General features: G+C 71.0%; 11 protein-coding genes. 8 read left to right on the top strand and 3 right to left on the bottom strand.

Going from position 1 to position 17,776, the window contains the following annotated elements; translation table 11 throughout:
* Positions 1 to 32 precede the first annotated feature (32 nt).
* Entirely contained in the window at positions 33 to 1,022 is a 990-nt protein-coding gene (locus RXV79_RS24835) for an AEC family transporter (RefSeq protein WP_316700796.1), read from the top strand.
* A gap of 3 nt (positions 1,023 to 1,025) precedes the next feature.
* On the opposite strand, the gene sppA is transcribed toward RXV79_RS24835, so the two are convergent.
* Entirely contained in the window at positions 1,026 to 2,876 is a 1,851-nt protein-coding gene (gene sppA / locus RXV79_RS24830) for a signal peptide peptidase SppA (RefSeq protein ID WP_316700795.1), read from the bottom strand.
* Positions 2,877 to 3,238: 362 nt separating this feature from the next.
* Between sppA and RXV79_RS24825 the strand changes: the two genes are divergently transcribed.
* The 4 genes from RXV79_RS24825 (at position 3,239) to RXV79_RS24810 (ending at position 11,107) form a co-directional block, all read left to right on the top strand.
* Positions 3,239 to 8,167 carry a diguanylate cyclase domain-containing protein gene (locus RXV79_RS24825; protein WP_316700794.1) on the top strand — a complete coding sequence of 1,643 codons (4,929 nt, stop codon included), beginning with the start codon at positions 3,239 to 3,241 and terminating at the stop codon, positions 8,165 to 8,167.
* 34 nt (positions 8,168 to 8,201) lie between these two features.
* Positions 8,202 to 8,597: a DUF488 domain-containing protein gene (locus RXV79_RS24820; RefSeq protein ID WP_316700793.1), complete on the top strand. Its 396-nt coding sequence runs from the start codon at positions 8,202 to 8,204 to the stop codon at positions 8,595 to 8,597.
* A 39-nt stretch (positions 8,598 to 8,636) separates the two neighbouring features.
* A complete protein-coding gene (locus tag RXV79_RS24815; RefSeq protein WP_316700792.1) occupies positions 8,637 to 9,788 on the top strand; it encodes an NAD(P)/FAD-dependent oxidoreductase in 1,152 nt (383 codons plus the stop codon).
* Positions 9,789 to 9,856: 68 nt separating this feature from the next.
* Positions 9,857 to 11,107: an HD-GYP domain-containing protein gene (locus RXV79_RS24810; RefSeq protein ID WP_316700791.1), complete on the top strand. Its 1,251-nt coding sequence runs from the start codon at positions 9,857 to 9,859 to the stop codon at positions 11,105 to 11,107.
* 22 nt (positions 11,108 to 11,129) lie between these two features.
* Here the strand turns inward: RXV79_RS24810 and RXV79_RS24805 are convergent, their stop codons facing one another.
* Both RXV79_RS24805 and hemE read right to left on the bottom strand, forming a co-directional pair.
* Entirely contained in the window at positions 11,130 to 13,196 is a 2,067-nt protein-coding gene (locus RXV79_RS24805; RefSeq protein WP_316700790.1) for a primosomal protein N', read from the bottom strand.
* 368 nt (positions 13,197 to 13,564) lie between these two features.
* Complete coding sequence (gene hemE, locus RXV79_RS24800) at positions 13,565 to 14,647, bottom strand: uroporphyrinogen decarboxylase (RefSeq protein ID WP_316700789.1); 1,083 nt, start codon at positions 14,645 to 14,647, stop codon at positions 13,565 to 13,567.
* 67 nt (positions 14,648 to 14,714) lie between these two features.
* On the opposite strand from hemE, the gene cysK reads away from it, so the two are divergent.
* From cysK to creC, 3 genes are read left to right on the top strand one after another with little or no spacing between them, the layout of a single operon-like run.
* Positions 14,715 to 15,635, top strand: a complete 921-nt coding sequence (gene cysK / locus RXV79_RS24795) for a cysteine synthase A (protein ID WP_316700788.1) — start codon at positions 14,715 to 14,717, stop codon at positions 15,633 to 15,635.
* Positions 15,632 to 16,333, top strand: coding sequence for a two-component system response regulator CreB (creB, locus tag RXV79_RS24790; protein WP_316700787.1), 702 nt, complete (start codon positions 15,632 to 15,634; stop codon positions 16,331 to 16,333). The genes cysK and creB overlap by 4 nt, the downstream gene beginning before the upstream one ends.
* Entirely contained in the window at positions 16,330 to 17,769 is a 1,440-nt protein-coding gene (creC, locus tag RXV79_RS24785) for a two-component system sensor histidine kinase CreC (RefSeq protein WP_316700786.1), read from the top strand. Before creB ends, creC begins: the two co-directional genes overlap by 4 nt.
* Positions 17,770 to 17,776 lie beyond the last annotated feature (7 nt).

Genomic DNA, 17,776 nt, shown 5'->3' with positions numbered 1-17,776 from the left:
CGGCCAGGCCGCTTGCGATACTCGCCGCTCTCATGCAGGCGATCCTGGCCGTCACCGTTCCCTTCTTCGCGCTCGTGCTGTGCGGCTACCTCGCCGCCCGGCAGCGGGTGTTGCCCGAAGCGGCCATCCCGGGGCTCAACGCCTTCGTGCTCTTCTTCGCGCTGCCATGCATGCTCTTTCGCTTCGGCGCGAGCATGCCCTTCGCCCAGCTCATCAACCCGGCGCTGATCGGCGTCTACGCGCTGAGCGCGGTGGTGGTGGTGCTCTTCACCGTGGCGGTCACGCTGCGCCGGGCCGACGGCCGGGGCGTCGACACCAAGAACGCCGCTTTCGGCGCGCTGGTGGCGGCGTTTCCCAACACCGGCTTCATGGGCGTGCCGCTGCTGGTGGCGCTGCTGGGCGACAAGGCCGCGGGGCCGGTGATCGGCACCGTGCTCACCGACCTCTTCCTCACGAGCTCGCTGTGCATCGCCATCGCGCAGGCCGGCCCGGCCGCCGACGGCGCGCCGCACGACAGCGTCTGGGCCACCGTGCTGCGCTCGCTGCGCGGGGCGTTGAGCAACCCGCTGCCGTGGTCCATCGGGCTCGGCGCGGCGCTTGCGGCGAGCGGGCTCGAGCTACCGGGGCCGGTGTCGCAAGTGATCAAGATGCTAGGCGATGCGGCCACGCCGGTGGCGCTCTTCACCATCGGCGCGGTGCTGTGGCGCGCCGGCCAGCATGCGCACTCGCGCACGCCGGTGGGCCAGTATCTGCCGGTCGCGCTCATCAAGCTCTTCGTGCACCCGCTGCTGGTGCTGGGCATCGGCGTGCTGCTGCGCGCAGCCGGCGTGCCGATGCCCGAGTTCGGGCTCATGGTGCTGATGCTCGCGGCGGCTCTGCCGAGTGCGAGCAACGTGTCGCTGCTCGCTGAGCGCTACGGCGCCGACAACGGCCGCGTGGCCCGCATCATCATGGCCAGCACGGTGCTCGCCTTCGTCACGTTCTCGCTGCTGGCCTGGGGCCTGGGCGTCGGACGCGGTTGAAGCTCAAGGCGCGCTGCACAGGCAGTGCGCCACCGCTGCAAACGGCTTGCGGCCTTCGGTCAGCTCGCTGACCCAGCCCAACTCGCGGCGCGCTTCGCGCAGCACCGGGGCCACGCCCGGGGCCACCTGCGCGTCGAGCCAGCGGCTCGCGCTTGCGTGCACGCTGGCGCTCAGCCATTCGAGCAGGCGTTCGGCGCGGCCCGGCTCGGGCTGGATGTAGACCACGCGCGGGTTCGTGCCCAGCTGCGCGCGCTTGGCAGCGGCCTTCAAGGCGTCGGCATAACCGCCCAGCGTGTCGACGAGGCCGCGCTCCTTGGCCTGCGCGCCCGTCCACACCCGGCCCTGCGCCACCGCGTCGATCTTGTCGGGCGTGGTCTTGCGGGCCTGCGCGGCCTTGGTGGTGAAGTCGCTGTAGACGTGGTTGATGGTGGCCTGCAGCAGCTCGGCGAAGCGCGGGTCGAGCGGCCGGCGCGGGTCGCCCGCACCGGCGAGCCAGGTGGTGGTGACGCCACCCGTGTGCACGCCGATCTTCTCGAGCGCCTTGTCGGCCGAGGGCAGGAGCGTGAAGACGCCGATCGAGCCGGTGACCGTGCCCGGATCGGCGAGCAACTCGTCGGTCGCGAGCGAGATCCAGTAGCCGCCCGAGGCGGCCACGTCGCCCATCGAGACGATCACCGGCTTGCCCGCAGCGCGCGTGAGTTCGAGTTCGCGGCGGATCAGTTCCGAGGCGTAGGCCGAGCCGCCGGGCGAGTTCACGCGCAGCACGACCGCCTTCACGGACTTGTCGTCACGTGCCTTGCGGATCAGGTCGGCCGTCGACAGCCCGCCCACCTGGCCGGCCGGCGCGCGGCCGTCGACGATCTCGCCTTCGGCGATCACCACGCCGATCGCGTCGCCCACCACGGCGGGCTTCTGGCGTGCGAGGTAGTTGTCGAACGAGACTTGGCGGAAGGTCTTCCCCTCGGGGTCTTTCGCGCCGCGTTCGATCATCAGCTGGCGCAGCTCGTCGCGGGTCTTGAGGCCGTCGACGAGCTTGGCCGACAGGGCGAGCTTGGCCGGGTCGCCCCCTGCGGCGGCGAGGCGCGCAGGCAGCTCGTTGATGATGGCCATCAGCGTGCCGGCCGGCAGCTTGCGGGCCTTCTCCACGCCTTCGACGTAGGTGCCCCACAAGCCGTTGTAGGCGTAGCCCATCGCCTCGATCGTCTCGGGCGACGGGCCGTTGAGCGTGAAAGGCTCGCCGAAGTTCTTGTAGGTGCCGGCGCGCACGAGGTTGACGCTGATGCCCAGCTTGTCGAGTGCGTCGCGGTAATAGTTCTGGTAGCGGCCGAAGCCCTTCACGAACACCATGCCCATCGGGTGCAGCAGCACCTCGTCGGCCTGCGCGGCGAGGAAGTACTGCGCCTGCTCGTAATGGCCGCTCCAGGCGGTGAGCTTCTTGCCGCTCGCGCGAAAGCGCTGCATCGCCGCGGCCACTTCGCGCAGGCTGGCCATGCCGCCGCCCTGGAACTCGTCGAGCAGCAGCACGGCGTGGGTGATGTGCGGGTCGCGCGCGGCGGCATCGAGCACGGTGAGCACGTCGCGCAGCTGCGTGCTGCGCGGTGCCTCGCCGGACAGCTGGGCGAAGGCGGCGTCGCGCACGCCTTGCGCATGCTGCTCGACCAGGGGCCCGCGCAGGTTCAGCACGAGGGCGGTCTTGTCGTCGAGTTTCGGTGCGCCGCTCGTGAAGAGCGCCACCAGCACCACCACCAGGATCAGCAGGAAGACCAGGTTGAACACCAGGCGGCGCGTGCCGTCGATCAGCCACCAGATGCGCCCCAACCAGCGGCGAACGGCAGAACGGGGAGCAGTGGACATGAAGGACTCCGGGGGGTGAACCACGTCACTGTAAGGGAGGGGCTTGAAACACGATGGAGGCCCCTCGGGTGTAACGGCTGGTGAGAGGCCCGCAGGCCGGCGGCAAGACGCGGCGTTGTCCTACAAACGCATCGTGCGCTGCGTCATAGCATTTGTCTCGGGCCACGGTTCCCTCCTCCCTCCCTCCCTGAATGCTGTGGCTCATTCGGCGGGCCTTGTGCGAAAGCACGGCCCGCTTTCTTTTTGTGCGACGCATTCGTGTGGCGCGAGCACCGGGCCTCAAGCGCGCGGAGTTTCGGTCGAATAAGTAGGAGACGAGCCGACATCAGTCGGCTCGGACCTGCCGGCTCGACACCCCACCCATGGCGGCCTTAAACCCCACCTCGCCCGACGACGCCCCGCATGGCGGCGTGGACGAAGTCTTGTCGCAGAGCGAGCGCACCCGGGTGCTGCGGCGCCGCTTGCACGGGGCCCGCTCGCTTATCCTCAAGCAAGGTTTCAGCGGCGATTCGTTGCATCGCCTGCGCCACGAGGCGGCCATGCTCCAGCGCCTGGCCGGCGTCGAGGGCGTGCCGCGCCTGGCCGCCGAAGCGCCCACGCCCGACCTGCTGGTCTTGCACGACGACGGTGGCGTCTCGCTGGCGCAGGTGCTGCGCGACGAGCGCCTCGGTGTGACCGAGGTGCTGCACATCGGCCTCGGCCTTGCGCGGGTGCTTGCCGACGTGCACCGACGGGGCGTGGTGCACCGCGACCTGAACCCCGCCAACATTGTGCTCGTCGGCGCGCAGCGGCGGCCGGTGCTGATCGACTTCGACATCGCCAGCAGCTTCGCCGAAGAAGCGCCGAGCTTCAGCCACCAGAGCGAGATCGCAGGCACGCTCGCCTACATGGCGCCCGAGCAGACCGGCCGCACCGGCCGCAGCGTCGACCAGCGCGCCGACCTCTATTCCCTCGGCGCCACGCTCTACGAGATGCTGGCCGGCCAGCCGCCCTTCAGCGGCCACGACCCGCTGCAGCTCATCCACGACCACCTGGCGCGTGTGCCGTCCGCGCCCTCGGCGTTCTCGCCCGGCCTGCCGCCTGCGCTGTCTGACCTGGTCATGCGCCTGCTCGAGAAAGACGCCGATCGCCGCTACCAGAGCGCCGAGGGCCTGGCGCACGACCTCGCCGTGCTGGCCGAGCGGCTGGCCCGTGGCGACCGCCAGCCCTTCGCGCTCGGCGAGCGTGACTTTCCTCCGCGCCTGGCCGCGCCATCGCGCCTGGTCGGCCGCGAGGCCGAGATCGGCGTGCTGCGCGCCGCCTTCGATCGAGCGCTGCGCGGCGAGGCCCGCGCGGTGATGGTGGCCGGCGCCCCCGGCGTCGGCAAGACCACGCTCATCAACGAGCTGCGGCCGATGGTCACCGCGCGGCGCGGCTGGTTCGTCTCGGGCAAGTTCGACCAGTGCCGGCGCGACGTGGCGGCGAGCGCCGTGTTGCAGGCGATGCGCTCCCTGGGGCGGCTGCTGCTGTCGCAGCCCGAGAGCGAACTCGCCGCATTGCGCCAGGAGCTGCTGCGCTCGCTCGGTGCCAACGCCGGCCTGGTGGCGGGCGTGCTGCCCGAGTTCGCGGCCCTGCTCGGCGTGGCGCCCGAGGCGCCGAGCGGTGACCCGCTCATCGCCGAGGCACGCCTGTACCAGTCGGGCGTGGCGTTGATGCGCGCCATCGCCTCGCCGCTGCGGCCGGTGGTGATGGTGATCGACGATCTGCAATGGGCCGGCCCCGGCTCGATCAAGTTCGTCGACGCGCTGCTGTCCGACGAAGGCCTGAGCGGGCTCCTGCTCGTGAGCGCGTACCGTGAGGCCGAGGTCGACGTGGCGCACCCGCTCACGCCCATGCTCGAGCGTTGGGACCGGCATGGCCTCTCGCCCGCGCGGCTCGCCCTGCGCAACCTCGCACCGGCCGACCTGGGCGCGCTGCTGCAGGAGATGCTGCGCCTTCCGCCCGAGGGCGCGGCCCGTCTGGCCGAAGTGGTGGGCGAGCGCACTGGCGGCAACCCCTTCGACACGGTCGAACTCGTCAACGCGCTGCGCCACGACGGCGCGCTCGTGCAGGGCGAGGGCGGCTGGCAGTGGGATGCCACCGCGATCCGCCGCCACGTGGGCCGCGGCGAAGTGGTGGACCTCCTCCAGCGCCGCATGGGCCGCCTGCCCGCGCCCACCGGCCACCTGCTCGAAACCATGGCCTGCCTGTCGGGCGAAGTCGAGTTCGGCCTGCTCGGCTGTGCGGTGGGCCTCGATGCCGAGGCCCTGCATGCGCGCGCCGCCCCCGCGCTCGAAGACGGCCTGCTGGTGATGGAGCGCCGCGGCACCGAACTCAACGCCCTGCGCTTCCGCCACGACCGTGTGCAGCAGGCGGCCTACGCGCGGCTCGACCTCGCCTCGCAACGCGCCCGCCACCTGGGTCTCGCACGACGCCTCGCGGCCCACGCGGCGTGGGAGGGCGTGGCCGCCGAGCAGTACCTCATCGTCGCCGACGACCTGCACGAGGCCGACGAGTGCCGCCGTGCGGCCTCGCTCTTCGAAGCCGTGGGCCTGCAGGCCGAGCGCATCAACTACGCCCTGGCCGAGCGCTTCTTCAGTGCCGCCATCGCACTGCGCACGCGGGTGGAGAGCGAGGCCGACCAGGGCCCGCTGCTCACGCTGCGCACCCACCACGTCGGCACGCTCTACTGCCTGGGCCGCCACGAGCAGCTCGACGAGGTCTACCGCGAGATCGAAGCCCGTTGCAGCGACCCGCTGCGCGTGAGCGACGCCGCCGGCCTGCGCCTCACGAGCCTCACCAGCCGCGGCCGCCAGGCCGATGCGGTGGAACTCGGCATGCGCCTGCTCGAACGCCTCGCGCCGCAGGGCGGCGGCGCCGACTGGCCGGCGTTCAAGCAGTGGGTCGACTCGCTCGACCTCGCCGCCGACCTGGCGCGCCCCGAGGCCACCGATGCCCACGTGCTGGCTGCGGCCAACGTGATCCACCGCGTCTCGCCGCCCGCGTATTTCTGCGGGCCGCAGGTGCTCGAGAAGGTGATCTACGCTGCCCATCGGCTGTGGGCCGCGCACGGGCCGTTGCCGGGTCTCATGACGGCCTTCGGGCAAAGCCCGGTGGTGGCCGTGTCGCTGTACCGCGACTACCGCACCGGCTACCTCGCCGTGCGCCACGCGCTGCGCGTGGCCGAAGCACGCCAGCTGGAGCCCTATGGCTCGCAGCTGCGCAACACCTTGCCCACCTTCGCGATGCACTGGTTCGAGCCGGTCGAGGCCGGCCTGCGCATGCTGCAGCAGGCGCGCGAGGGGCTGCTTGCGCACGGCTCGCTGATGACGGCCTCGTTCACCTACAGCGCGGCCTTGTCGCTGCAGCTCGACAGCACGCCGCTCCTGCACACGCTGGCCGCCGAGGTGGAGGCCGCCGATGCACTCGGCCAGCGCGTGGGCAACGCACACGCGATCGCCACCGTCGTGGCCTACCGTCAGCTGGTGCGCGCGTTGCTGGGCCACACCGCCGCACCGGGCAGCTTCGACGAGGCCGGTTTCAGCGAAGCCGAGCACCTGGCCGGCCCCGGCGCGCACCCGGTGCCGCGCTCGGCGTATCACATCGACCGTGCACTCGCGGCAGCGCTCTTCCACGACCGTGCGGCGCTGGCCGAGCATTCCGCCGCGGCGATGCCGCTCGCTGCGCGCCAGGGCAATTACCGCGCGGTGCAGGCGCAGCTGCTGCGCGCGCTCGCACTCGCCACCGAGCTGCAGGCCGGCCCCGCCGACCCGCTGCCCGCGCTGCGCGAGCTCGACGCCTGCCGCGACTGGCTGGCCGAGCGGGCCGCCGATGCGCCGGGCAACTTCCAGCACCTGCACACCTGGGTCGAGGCCGAACGTGCCTGGGCCCTGGGCGATGGCTGGCAGGCCGCACGCCGCTTCGAGCAGGCCCGGCGCGAAGTTGCGCGCCAGCGCCGGCCCTGGCACCACGCGCTGATGACCGAGCGCTGCGCGCGCTTCCACCTGTCGCAGCATGGGCTCGAGGCCTACGGCCAGCAGCTGATGGCCGAAGCGCTCGCCGCCTACGAGGCCTGGGGCGCCGTCGCCAAGGTGCAGCAGCTGCGCGACACGCACGAGTTCCTGCGGCATGGCGCGGCCGCGATGCCGCGCGAGCGCCGCCGCAGCACCGGCTCGAGCACCGGCAACCTGGCCGACCAGATCGACATGCTGGCCATCCTGCGCGCCTCGCAGGCCCTGAGTTCCGAGACCAGCCTGCAGAGCCTGCAGGCGAGCGTGCAGCAGCTGCTCGTCGCGTTGACCGGCGCGACCCGCGTGACGCTCGTGATGCGCGGCGGTGACCTCGGCGGCCTCGGCGACGGCTGGCGCGTGCCCGCCGAAGGCAGCGCCGGCCTGCCGGTGGAAGAGGCGGCCGCCGAGGGGCTGCTGGCGTTGTCGGCCTTCCGCTACGTGCAGCGCCTGCGCGAGCCGCTGGTGGTGGACGACGTGACCCTCGACGACCGTTTCGGCGGCGAGGCCTGTTTCGCCGGCCTGGCACGTTGCTCGCTGCTGGCCGTGCCCATCCAGAGCCAGGGCGAGCTGCGGGCGGTGCTGCTGCTCGAGAACCGGCAGAGCCGCGGCGCCTTTTCGGCGCACCGGCTCGATGCGGTCAACCTCATCGCCGGCCAGCTGGCGGTGTCGCTCGACAACGCCATGCTCTACGCATCGCTCGAGCACAAGGTGGCCGAGCGCACCGAGGCGCTGGAGCAGGCCAACCGGCGACTGGAGATGCTCGCGATCACCGATGCGTTGACGGGGCTGGCCAACCGCCGCCATTTCAACGAGGTGATCGACGCCGAGTGGAAGCGTGCGCTGCGCACCGGCACCCCGATCGGCCTCGCGATGATCGACGTCGACCAGTTCAAGCTCTACAACGACCACTACGGCCACCTCGGCGGCGATGCCTGCCTGAAGCGCGTGGCCGCGGTGCTGAAGGATGGTCAACGCGTGGCCGCCGACCTCGCGGCGCGCTACGGCGGCGAAGAGTTCGCGCTCGTGCTGCCCAACACCGACCTCGCCGGCACGCAGGCGGTGGCCGAGCGCCTGCGCCGCCAGGTGGCCGAGCTGCGCGAGCCGCATGCGGCATCTCCGCACGGCATCGTGACCGTGAGCGTGGGCATCGCGGCCTTCGTGCCGTCGGCGTCGACCAGCATCGCGCACTGGATCGAAGTGGCCGACGCCGCACTCTACGAGGCCAAGCGGCAGGGCCGCAACCAGGTCAGAGCCCCCGCCTGATTGACCACAATGGGGCTCCGCTTCAGGAGCCGCCATGCCCATCTGCATCGTTCGACTCGGCGAGCCGCGTGCCACAGGCGAGGGCCTGCGCATCGGCACCGTGCGCCGCCCGCCGCGCGGCGTGCCCAAGGCCGAATTCGCCACGCGCGACTACTACGACGTCTGGCTGCCCAACCTCGCGCCGAGCGACGCGCTGATGAAGGAAGGCCTGGCGGCGCAGGCCTCCGGCAGCGACGCGCAGTGGAAAGCCTTCGCCCGCCGCTACACCGCCGAGATGAAGCAGCCCGAGCGTGCGCACCTGCTCGACACCCTGGCCGCGCTGTCTCACCACGCAGCGTTTGCCGTGGGCTGCTACTGCGAGGACGAGAGCCGCTGCCACCGCTCGCTCCTGCGCGGGCTGCTGGCCGAACGGGGTGCCGCGATCAAGTGATAGCCTTGCCCGCTCCCTGAACCCAGACCCGCTGCTCCCATGTCCCAGCCCATCGTCATCGTCGGCTCCGGCCTTGCCGGCTACAACCTCGCACGCGAGTTCCGCAAGCTCGACAAGGCAACCCCGCTCGTCGTCGTGAGCCGCGACCACGCCGGCTTCTATTCGAAGCCCATGCTGTCGAACGCGCTGGCCGGCAAGAAGACGGCGGCCACGCTCGTGATGAAGGCGGCCGAGAAGATGCGCGAGGAGCTCAACGCCACGCTGCTCGACCGGACCGGGCTGAAGCGCATCGACACCGCGGCGCAGACGATCGAGCTCACCGATGGCGAGACGCTCCACTACCGCGACCTCGCCCTCGCGCTCGGCGCCGACCCGATCCGCCTGCCGCTTGCGGGCGACGCCGAGCCCGAGGTGATGTCGGTCAACGACCTCGACGACTACGCGCGTTTCGCCGAGCGCCTGGAAGGCGCCGACACGGTGGCCATCCTCGGCGGTGGCCTCATCGGTTGCGAGTTCGCCAACGACCTGCTGCATCGCGGGGTGGCGCCGACGGTGATCGACGTGGCCGACAAGCTGCTCTCGCGCCTCTTGCCGCCGCAGGCGAGCGAGCGGCTGCAGGAGAAGCTGGGCGCGGCCGGCGTGGCGTTTCGCCTCGGTGTCTCGGTGACGCGGGTCGACCGTGATGGCAACGGGTACCAGCTGACCCTGAGCGACGGCAGTCGCCTCTACGCCGACCGGGTGCTCTCGGCCATCGGCCTCAAGCCGCGCACCGGGCTCGCGGCCGAGGCCGGCATCGCCACCCAGCGCGGCATCACGACCGACCGCCTGCTCGCCACCAGCGCGCCGCACGTGTACGCCCTTGGCGACTGCGCCGAAGTGGCTGGCCTGTCGCTGCCCTTCGTGCTGCCGCTGATGGCGCAGACACGCGCGCTCGCCGCCACGCTGGCCGGCACCCCCACGCCGGTGGTCTACCCCGCGATGCCGGTGACGGTGAAGACGCCCGCCTGCCCGACCGTCGTCTGCCCGCCGCTGCCGGGCGCGGCCGGCAGCTGGAGCGTCGAGCTGAGCGACGACGCCTGCACCGCACGGTTTGCCGATGCGGCGGGCCAGCTGCGCGGCTTCGCGCTGCTCGGTGCGGCGGTCTCGCAACGCCAGGCGCTGGCCGTGCAGGTGCCGGCCTGGCTGGACTGAGGTTCGTCAAACCGCGGTGCCCCCCGGCTCCGTAGGATGGAGCCGGCCCCTCAACTCGTGGACGTGCGATGAGCAGCAGCGAAACCGACCTCGACCAGGCCAACCCGCACGCGCTTGCCGCCATCGTCGAAGCCAGCGCCAAGCGGACCATCGTCGCCTCGGAAGACATCGTCGACGAGCGTGGCGTCAAGCTCTGGGCGCGCGGGCAGCCGGTGTCCGAATCGCTGCAGCAGCGCCTGCTCGAACGCAAGCTCAAGCAGCCGCTGGAGGCCACGCTCGAAGCGGCCGACGGTGTCAACGGGCCGGAGCTCAAGCAGGCGCTCGAACATTTCCTCGGTTCCGGGCAGGCGCTGGCGCGTGGGCTGCAGGCCTGGGCCGGCCCGCTGCGCGCCGCGGTGGCCGAGCTCAAGCTGCAGTCGGTCGCGCAGCTCCTGCTGACGGCGGCGCAGGCCGCGCGGCCCGGCATCTACGAGCACGCGGTGCGCGGCATGGCCTTGTCGGGTGCGATGGCGCTCGCCGCGCGGGGTGACCGCAGCCAGATCGAGCTGGCGCTGATGGGCGGCCTGCTGCACGACTTGGGCGAGATGTACGTCAACCCAAACTACCTCGACCCCCAGCAGCCACTCGACATCACCGGCTTCCGCCACCTTGCCGTGCACCCCCGTACCGGCGCGATGCTGCTCACCCGCCTGGCCAAGTACCCGCCGGCCCTGGCGCGCGGCGTGGCCGAGCACCACGAGCGGCTCGACGGCAGCGGCTACCCGGGTCGGCTGTCGGGCAACGCCATCTCCCCGCTCGGGCGCCAGCTCGCGGTGGTCGAGGTGGTGCTGGGCGTGATGGCGCAGGGCGATGCGCCCTGGACGCGGGCGAGCTTCGCCCTGCGCATGGTGCCGGGCGAGTTCGACGGGCACGCGGTGGGTTTCATCACCCACTGCGCGCGCGAGCTGGGCGAGGCAAGGCCCGAGCCCGACGAGCTGGCCCTGCACGGGCTGCACCTGGTCGACGGCCACCTGGCGGCGGCCCTCGCGCTGGCCGACGAGCTGGAGCGCTCGCCCTCGTCGGCCTCTGCGGTGCGCGCCGTGGCCGCTCGCGCGAGCCACCTGCTGTTCCGCCTGCGCACCGGCTGGAACGAGATGGGCCTGTGGGCCGCCGAGACGACCGAACCCTCGGACGAGACGCGGGTCGAGATGAGTTTCGCGGGGCGCGAGCTGGCCTACCGGATGCACTTCATCCGCCGCGAATGCCTGTGGGCGGAGAAGGAGTTGGGCCACGCCGATGCAGCCGCACTCGCGCCGCTTTGGGCGGGCCTGGATCTCTAGTCGGGTGCCTCTGGGGCGAGGTTCAGATCGCCAGCGGGTCGACGTCCAAGGCCCAGCGCATCACGCCCTTGTGCTGCGACTTCAAGCGCGTGAGTTCGTCGACCCAGGGCCTGAGCACCCGTTGCAGGGTGCCGCGCGTGGGTGACTCCACCAGCATCTGCATGCGCTCCACGTTGGCGACGCGGGCGATGTGGTGGGGCACGGGCGGGTAGATCAGCAATTCGCGGGCGCCGGGGATCTGCTCGGCCAGCGTCGCCGCCGCTTGCAGGAACTCACGCGCCGCCTGCGCGGTGCGCGCCTCGGCGCGCAGCAGCGCGAGGTGGCTGAAGGGCGGGAGGCCCGCCATGCTGCGCTCCTTGAGCTGGCTGTCGGCGAAGGCCTTGAAGTCGTGGCGCTGCAGCGCGGCGTAGAGCGGATGCGTCGGGTGCCAGGTCTGCACAACCATCTCGCTGCGGTCGGCCTGCGCGGCGTCGCGCCCGGCGCGGCCGGCCGCCTGCATCAGGAGCGCGAAGAGGCGCTCGGGGGCGCGGAAGTCGCTGGAGAAGAGCGCGTTGTCGGGGCTCACCGCGGCCACCAGCGTGATGCGGCGGAAGTCGTGGCCCTTGGCCACCATCTGCGTGCCGACGAGCACGTCGACGTCGCCCGCATGCACGGCCGAGAGCTGCGCTTCGAGCGCGCCCTTGGTCTTGGTGCTGTCGGCGTCGATGCGGGCGACGCGGGCACCGGGCAGGGCCTCGGCGAGTTGCTCTTCCAGCCGCTCGGTGCCGCGCCCGAGCGGGGCGATGTCGAGGTTGCCGCAATCGGGGCAGGCGCGCGGCACGGCCTGGGTGAAGCCGCAGTGGTGGCAGCGCAGCGTGCGGTCGACCTTGTGGAAGACGCGCCAGGCGCTGCAATGCGGGCAGTCGCTCTTCCAGCCGCAGGCGCCGCAGTGCAGCACCGGCGCGTAGCCACGCCGGTTGAGGAAGACGAGGCTCTGCTCGCCGCGCTCCACCCGCCGGGCCAGTGCGCCGACGAGTTGCGGCGACAGGAGCGTGGTCACACCCGGTGCCTTCGGCAGCAGGTTCATGTCGACCAGGCGCACGGCGGGCAGGGCGCCATTGCCCACGCGGTGGGCGAGCGTGAGGCGCTCGTAACGGCCCTGTTCAGCGCGCTGCCAGCTCTCGAGCGACGGCGTGGCCGAGCCGAGCACCACGCAGGCGCCTTCCAGCTTGCCGCGGTAGACGGCGAGGTCGCGCGCCGAATAACGGGCGCCTTCTTGCTGCTTGTAGGAGGGGTCGTGTTCCTCGTCGACCACGATCAGCCCGAGCCGCGGCAGCGGGGCGAACACGGCCATGCGCGTGCCCAGCACCAGGTCGGCCAGGCCCAGGTGGGCGGCGAGCCAGTTCTTGAGCCGCTGGGCCGGGGTGAGGCCACTGTGCAGCGACACGATGCGCTTGGGGGCCGGGCCGGCGCCGAAGCGTTCGGCAAAGCGCGCTTCGAGCTGCGGCGTGAGGTTGATCTCGGGCACCAGCACCAACACCTGGCGGCCGGCGGCCAGCGCGTCTTCGGCGGCGCGCAGGTAAACCTCGGTCTTGCCGCTGCCGGTGAGGCCGTGCAGCAGCACCACGGGCGCCTGGCCGGGAGCGCTGAGCTCGCCCAGGCGGGCCAGCGCCGCCGCCTGGTCGGGCGTCAGCTCGGGCCGGGCGGGCACCGGGCCGGCCGGGGGCACCGCCCAGGCCTTGCGCAGGCGGGCCACCCGCTGGGCCAGTTGGTCGTCGTCGAGCTTGCGCAACTCGGGCGGCAGCACCGACAGGGCCACCTCGCCCAGGCCACGCTGGTAGTACGACGCGGCGAAATCCACCAGCTCGCACCAGCGGGCCGACAGCGGTGGCACGGCGTCGAGCACCGCCGCCACTGGCTTCAAGGCGACAGAAGGTTCGGGGTCGGCGTCACCGGGCCAGACGATGCCGGTCACTTCGCGGCGGCCGAGCGGGGCTCGGACCAAGGTGCCGGGAGAGAGCGTGCGCTCGCTCAGGTAGTCGAGCGCGCCACCCAGTCCGCTGTGCTGCGGGGCGTCGACGGCCACACGAACGGGCAGGCGGTCATCCATCGAAAGAGGCGTCGGGAAAGCAAAGACCTTGTTAGGAATGATTCCTAAGTGGCTGATTTGTCAGCCCTTTTGAATGTTTCCACGACTCTTGTGGATAACTTTGTGGGGAACCTGCCAAAAATATCGCTAGATCCTTGATTTTTGGGCCTTCGCGCTGCGTTGCTCACTTTCGAAGCAAAACGGGCCTTCAATGAAATCAAGGACTTAGCAACCTAATCAGAAATACTGATGGTGCGCTGCGTCGGCATAGTCCTACAAGTGGAACATTCGGGGTTTTGGGGATAAGTCAAGCCCTGAGTGCTCGCTCACCGGGAAAGCACTGCCGGCCGTTCCAGAAAGATGCAACCAACTGCAACAGGAGCCGAAGGCTATCGGTGCAGGCTGGGCGAGTGCTCGTGCACCGCGTCGACCAGCGCCGCCACGCTTTCTGGCGGCGTATGCTGGCTGATACCGTGGCCGAGGTTGAAGATGTGGCCCACCGGGCGGTAGTCGGCCTTCCAGGGGCCGAAGCTGTCGAGTGTCTTGATGACCTCGGCGCGCACCTGCTCGGGCGAGGCGAAGAGCACCGCCGGGTCGAGGTTGCCCTGCAACGCAGTGAACTGGCCGATGCGCTTGCGCGCCGAGGCGAGGCTCACCGTCCAGTCGAGGCCGACCACATCGCAGCCCAGCGCGGCGATTTCTTCCAGCCACAGGCCGCCGCCCTTGGTGAAGACGATGTGCGGGATGCGCCGGCCCTCGTGCTCGCGCTTCACCTGCGCGAGCGCGCGGCGGGTGTAGTCGAGGCTGAAGGACTGGAAGGCGCCATCGGCCAGCACGCCGCCCCAGCTGTCGAACACCATCACCGCCTGCGCGCCGGCGTCGATCTGGGCGTTGAGGTAGGCGGCCACCGCGTCGGCGTTGACCGCGAGCATCTTGTGCAGCAGGTCGGGCCGGCTGTAGAGCATGGTCTTGACCAGGCGGTAGTCGTCGGAGCCGGCGCCTTCGACCATGTAGCAGGCGAGCGTCCAGGGGCTGCCCGAGAAGCCGATCAGCGGCACGCGGCCGTTGAGGGCGCGGCGGATGGAGGTCACCGCGTCGAACACGTAGCGCAGCTTGTCCAGGTCGGGCACGGCGAGCTTGGCCACGGCGGCTTCGTCGCGCACCGGGTGGGCGAACTTCGGGCCCTCGCCCATCGCGAAGCTCAAGCCCAGGCCCATCGCGTCGGGGATGGTGAGGATGTCGCTAAACAGGATGGCGGCGTCGAGCTTGTAGCGCTCGAGCGGCTGCAGGGTGACCTCGGTGGCGAAGTCGGTGTTGGTGGCCAGGCCCATGAAGCTGCCGGCCTTGGCCCGCGTGGCGCGGTACTCCGGCAGGTAGCGGCCGGCCTGGCGCATCAGCCATACCGGCGTGTGGTCGGTGGGCTGGCGCAGGCAGGCGCGCAGGAAGCTGTCGTTTTGAAGTTCGGCAAACATCGAGGGATTATCTCTGCCGTCCCATAATCAGCCGCACCTTCCCCCGCGAACCCTCCAGGAGACCGCCATGCTCGCCCAGAACGTCCTGCAGACCATCGGCAACACGCCGCACATCCGCATCAACCGCCTGTTCGGCAACACGCACAGCGTGTACGTGAAGAGCGAGCGTGCCAACCCAGGCGGCTCGATCAAGGACCGCATCGCCCTCTCGATGATCGAGGCGGCCGAAGCCAACGGCACCCTGAAGGCCGGCGGCACCATCGTCGAGCCGACCTCGGGCAACACCGGCGTGGGGCTCGCGATGGTCGCCGCCGTCAAGGGCTACAAGCTCGTCCTCGTGATGCCCGAGAGCATGAGCGTCGAGCGCCGCCGCCTGATGCTCGCCTATGGTGCGAGCTTCGTGCTCACCCCGCGCGAGAAGGGCATGAACGGCGCCATCGCCAAGGCCACCGAGATCGTCGAGGCGACGCCCGGCGCGTGGATGCCGCAGCAGTTCGACAACGCCGCCAACATCGACGTGCACGTGCGCACCACCGCGCAGGAGATCGCGGCCGACTTCCCGGCCGGCGTCGACGTGCTGATCACCGGCGTGGGCACCGGCGGCCACATCACCGGCTGCGCCAAGGTGCTGAAGGGCCTGTGGCCCAAGCTCAAGGTGTTCGCGGTCGAGCCCACCGCCTCGCCCGTGATCAGCGGCGGCAAGCCGAGCCCGCACCCGATCCAGGGCATCGGTGCCGGCTTCATCCCGAAGAACCTGCACACCGACCTGCTCGATGGGGTGATCCAGGTCGAGGCCGAGGCGGCGAAGGAAATGGCTCGCCGTTCGGCGCGTGAAGAGGGGCTGCTGGTGGGCATCTCGTCGGGCGCCACGCTGGCCGCCATTTCGCAGAAGCTGCCGGACATCGCCAAGGGCGCGACGGTGCTCGGCTTCAACTACGACACCGGCGAGCGCTACCTGTCCATCGAAGGTTTCTTGCCGAACGAATGAAGCCCAGGGTCCTCATCGTCGAGGACGAGCCCGGCATCGCCGACACGTTGCAGTACGCGTTGCGGACGGACGGGTTCGAACCCGCCTGGGCCGCGACGGGCGAGGAGGCGCTGTCGCAGTTCAAGGTGCAGCCGCCGGCCCTGGTGATCCTCGACGTCGGCCTGCCCGACACCAGCGGGTTCGAGGTGTTCAAGCGCCTGCGTGAGGTGGCCGATGTGCCGGTGGTCTTCCTCACCGCGCGCAGCGACGAGATCGACCGCGTGGTCGGCCTGGAGCTCGGCGCCGATGACTACGTGGCCAAACCCTTCTCGCCGCGCGAGCTGGTGGCGCGGGTGCGCTCCATCCTGCGGCGCAGTGCCAAGGCGGCCGCGGCCCCTGCGGCGCCGGCATTGCCGCTGGTGGTGGACGACGGCAAACGCCAGATCCGCTTCTACGGCAAGCCGCTCGAACTCTCTCGCTACGAGTTCGGCCTGTTGCAGACCTTGGCCTCGCGCCCCGGCCATGTGTTCAGCCGCGACACGCTGCTGGCCCGCGTGTGGGGCGACGACACCGAGAGCCTGGACCGCACCGTCGATGCCCACGTGAAGACGCTGCGCGCCAAGATGAAGACGGTGGCGCCGACGCTCGAGCCGATCCGCACGCACCGCGGCAGCGGCTATGCGCTGGCTGAAGACCTCCCGCCCGCCTTGCCCGTGTGAGCAAACGCACCCGGATCTTCCTCGGGATCCTCCTGGCCTACGCCATCGGCGTAGGCCTCCTGATGTACCGGCAGCTGCAGGACATCGACCCGCGCTACCGCGAGTCGGCCGAGGAAAACCTGGTTGAGACCGCGCAGCTGATGGCGACCCTGCTCGAAGGCTCGTCGCGCGACGGCACGCTGCAGGTCGAGGCCCTCGGCCCGGTGTTCCAGGCGCTCTACGCGCGCCGCTTCAAGGCCGACATCTACGGCTTCGAGAAGACCCGCGTCGAGCTGCGCATGACGGTGGTCGACCGGGGCGGCACGGTGGTGTTCGATTCGACCAACCGCTCGCTCGGCGCCGACCACTCGCTCTGGCGCGACATCCGCCGTGCCCTGCAGGGCGAGTACGGCGCGCGCACCACGCCCGACGTGGAAGGTGACGCCAGCAGCTCGGTGATGTACGTGGCGGCACCCATCCGCGTGGGTGGCGCCATCGTCGGCGCGGTGAGCGTGGGCAAGCCGGTGCAGAGCTTCGGCCAGTTCGTGCAGGCGGCGCGGCGCAAGACGCTGCTCGTGGGCACCACCTCGGTGGTGGCGGTGCTGCTGCTGGTGGTGATCCTCTCGGTGTGGCTGGTGCGGCCGTTCGGCGTGGTGGCCGACTACGTGCGCTACGTGAAGGCGCAGCGCAGCTTCAGCCTGCCGCGGCTCACGCGGCGTGCGCTGAAGGCGATCGGCGCGGCCTACGACGAGATGCGCGATGCGCTCGCCGGCCGCAACTACGTGGCCGACTACGTGCAGACGCTCACGCATGAGGTGAAGAGCCCGCTCTCGGCGATCCGCGGTGCCGCCGAGCTGCTGCAAGAGCCGATGCCCGATGCCGACCGCGCACGCTTCGTGGCGAACATCGTGCGCGAGACGCAGCGCATCCAGGAGCTGGTCGATCGCATGATGGAACTCACCGCGCTCGAATCGCGCCGCACGCTCGACGCGCCGGTGGCCGTGCCCTTGCGTGCGCTCTTGCAGGAGCTGGTGGCGAGCGTGCAGCCCGCCGCGGCGGCGCGCGGCCTGCAGGTGGTGCTGGAAGACGGCGACGACGCCACGGTACAAGGCGATGCCTTCCTGCTGCAGCGTGCCGTCTCCAATCTCGTCGACAACGCGCTTGACTTCTCGCCGGCCGGTGGCACCGTGACCCTGGCGCTGCACCGCAAGGGCCGCCAGGCCGAGCTGACGGTGCGCGACCACGGGCCGGGCATCCCCGACTACGCCGGAGACAAGGTGTTCGAGAAGTTCTATTCGCTCGCGCGGCCGCAGTCGCGCAAGAAGAGCACCGGGCTCGGCCTGCCCTTCGTGAAGGAGATCGCCGAGCTGCATGAAGGCCGCGTCACGCTGGCCAACGCGCCGGGGGGCGGCGCGCTGGCCACGCTCAGCCTGCCGCTGGGCGACGGCGGCGCCTGAGGCGTGC

The sequence above is a fragment of the Piscinibacter gummiphilus genome (assembly GCF_032681285.1).
Lineage (GTDB): Bacteria > Pseudomonadota > Gammaproteobacteria > Burkholderiales > Burkholderiaceae_C > Rhizobacter > Rhizobacter gummiphilus_A.
This window is presented reverse-complemented; position numbering and strand designations above follow the sequence as displayed.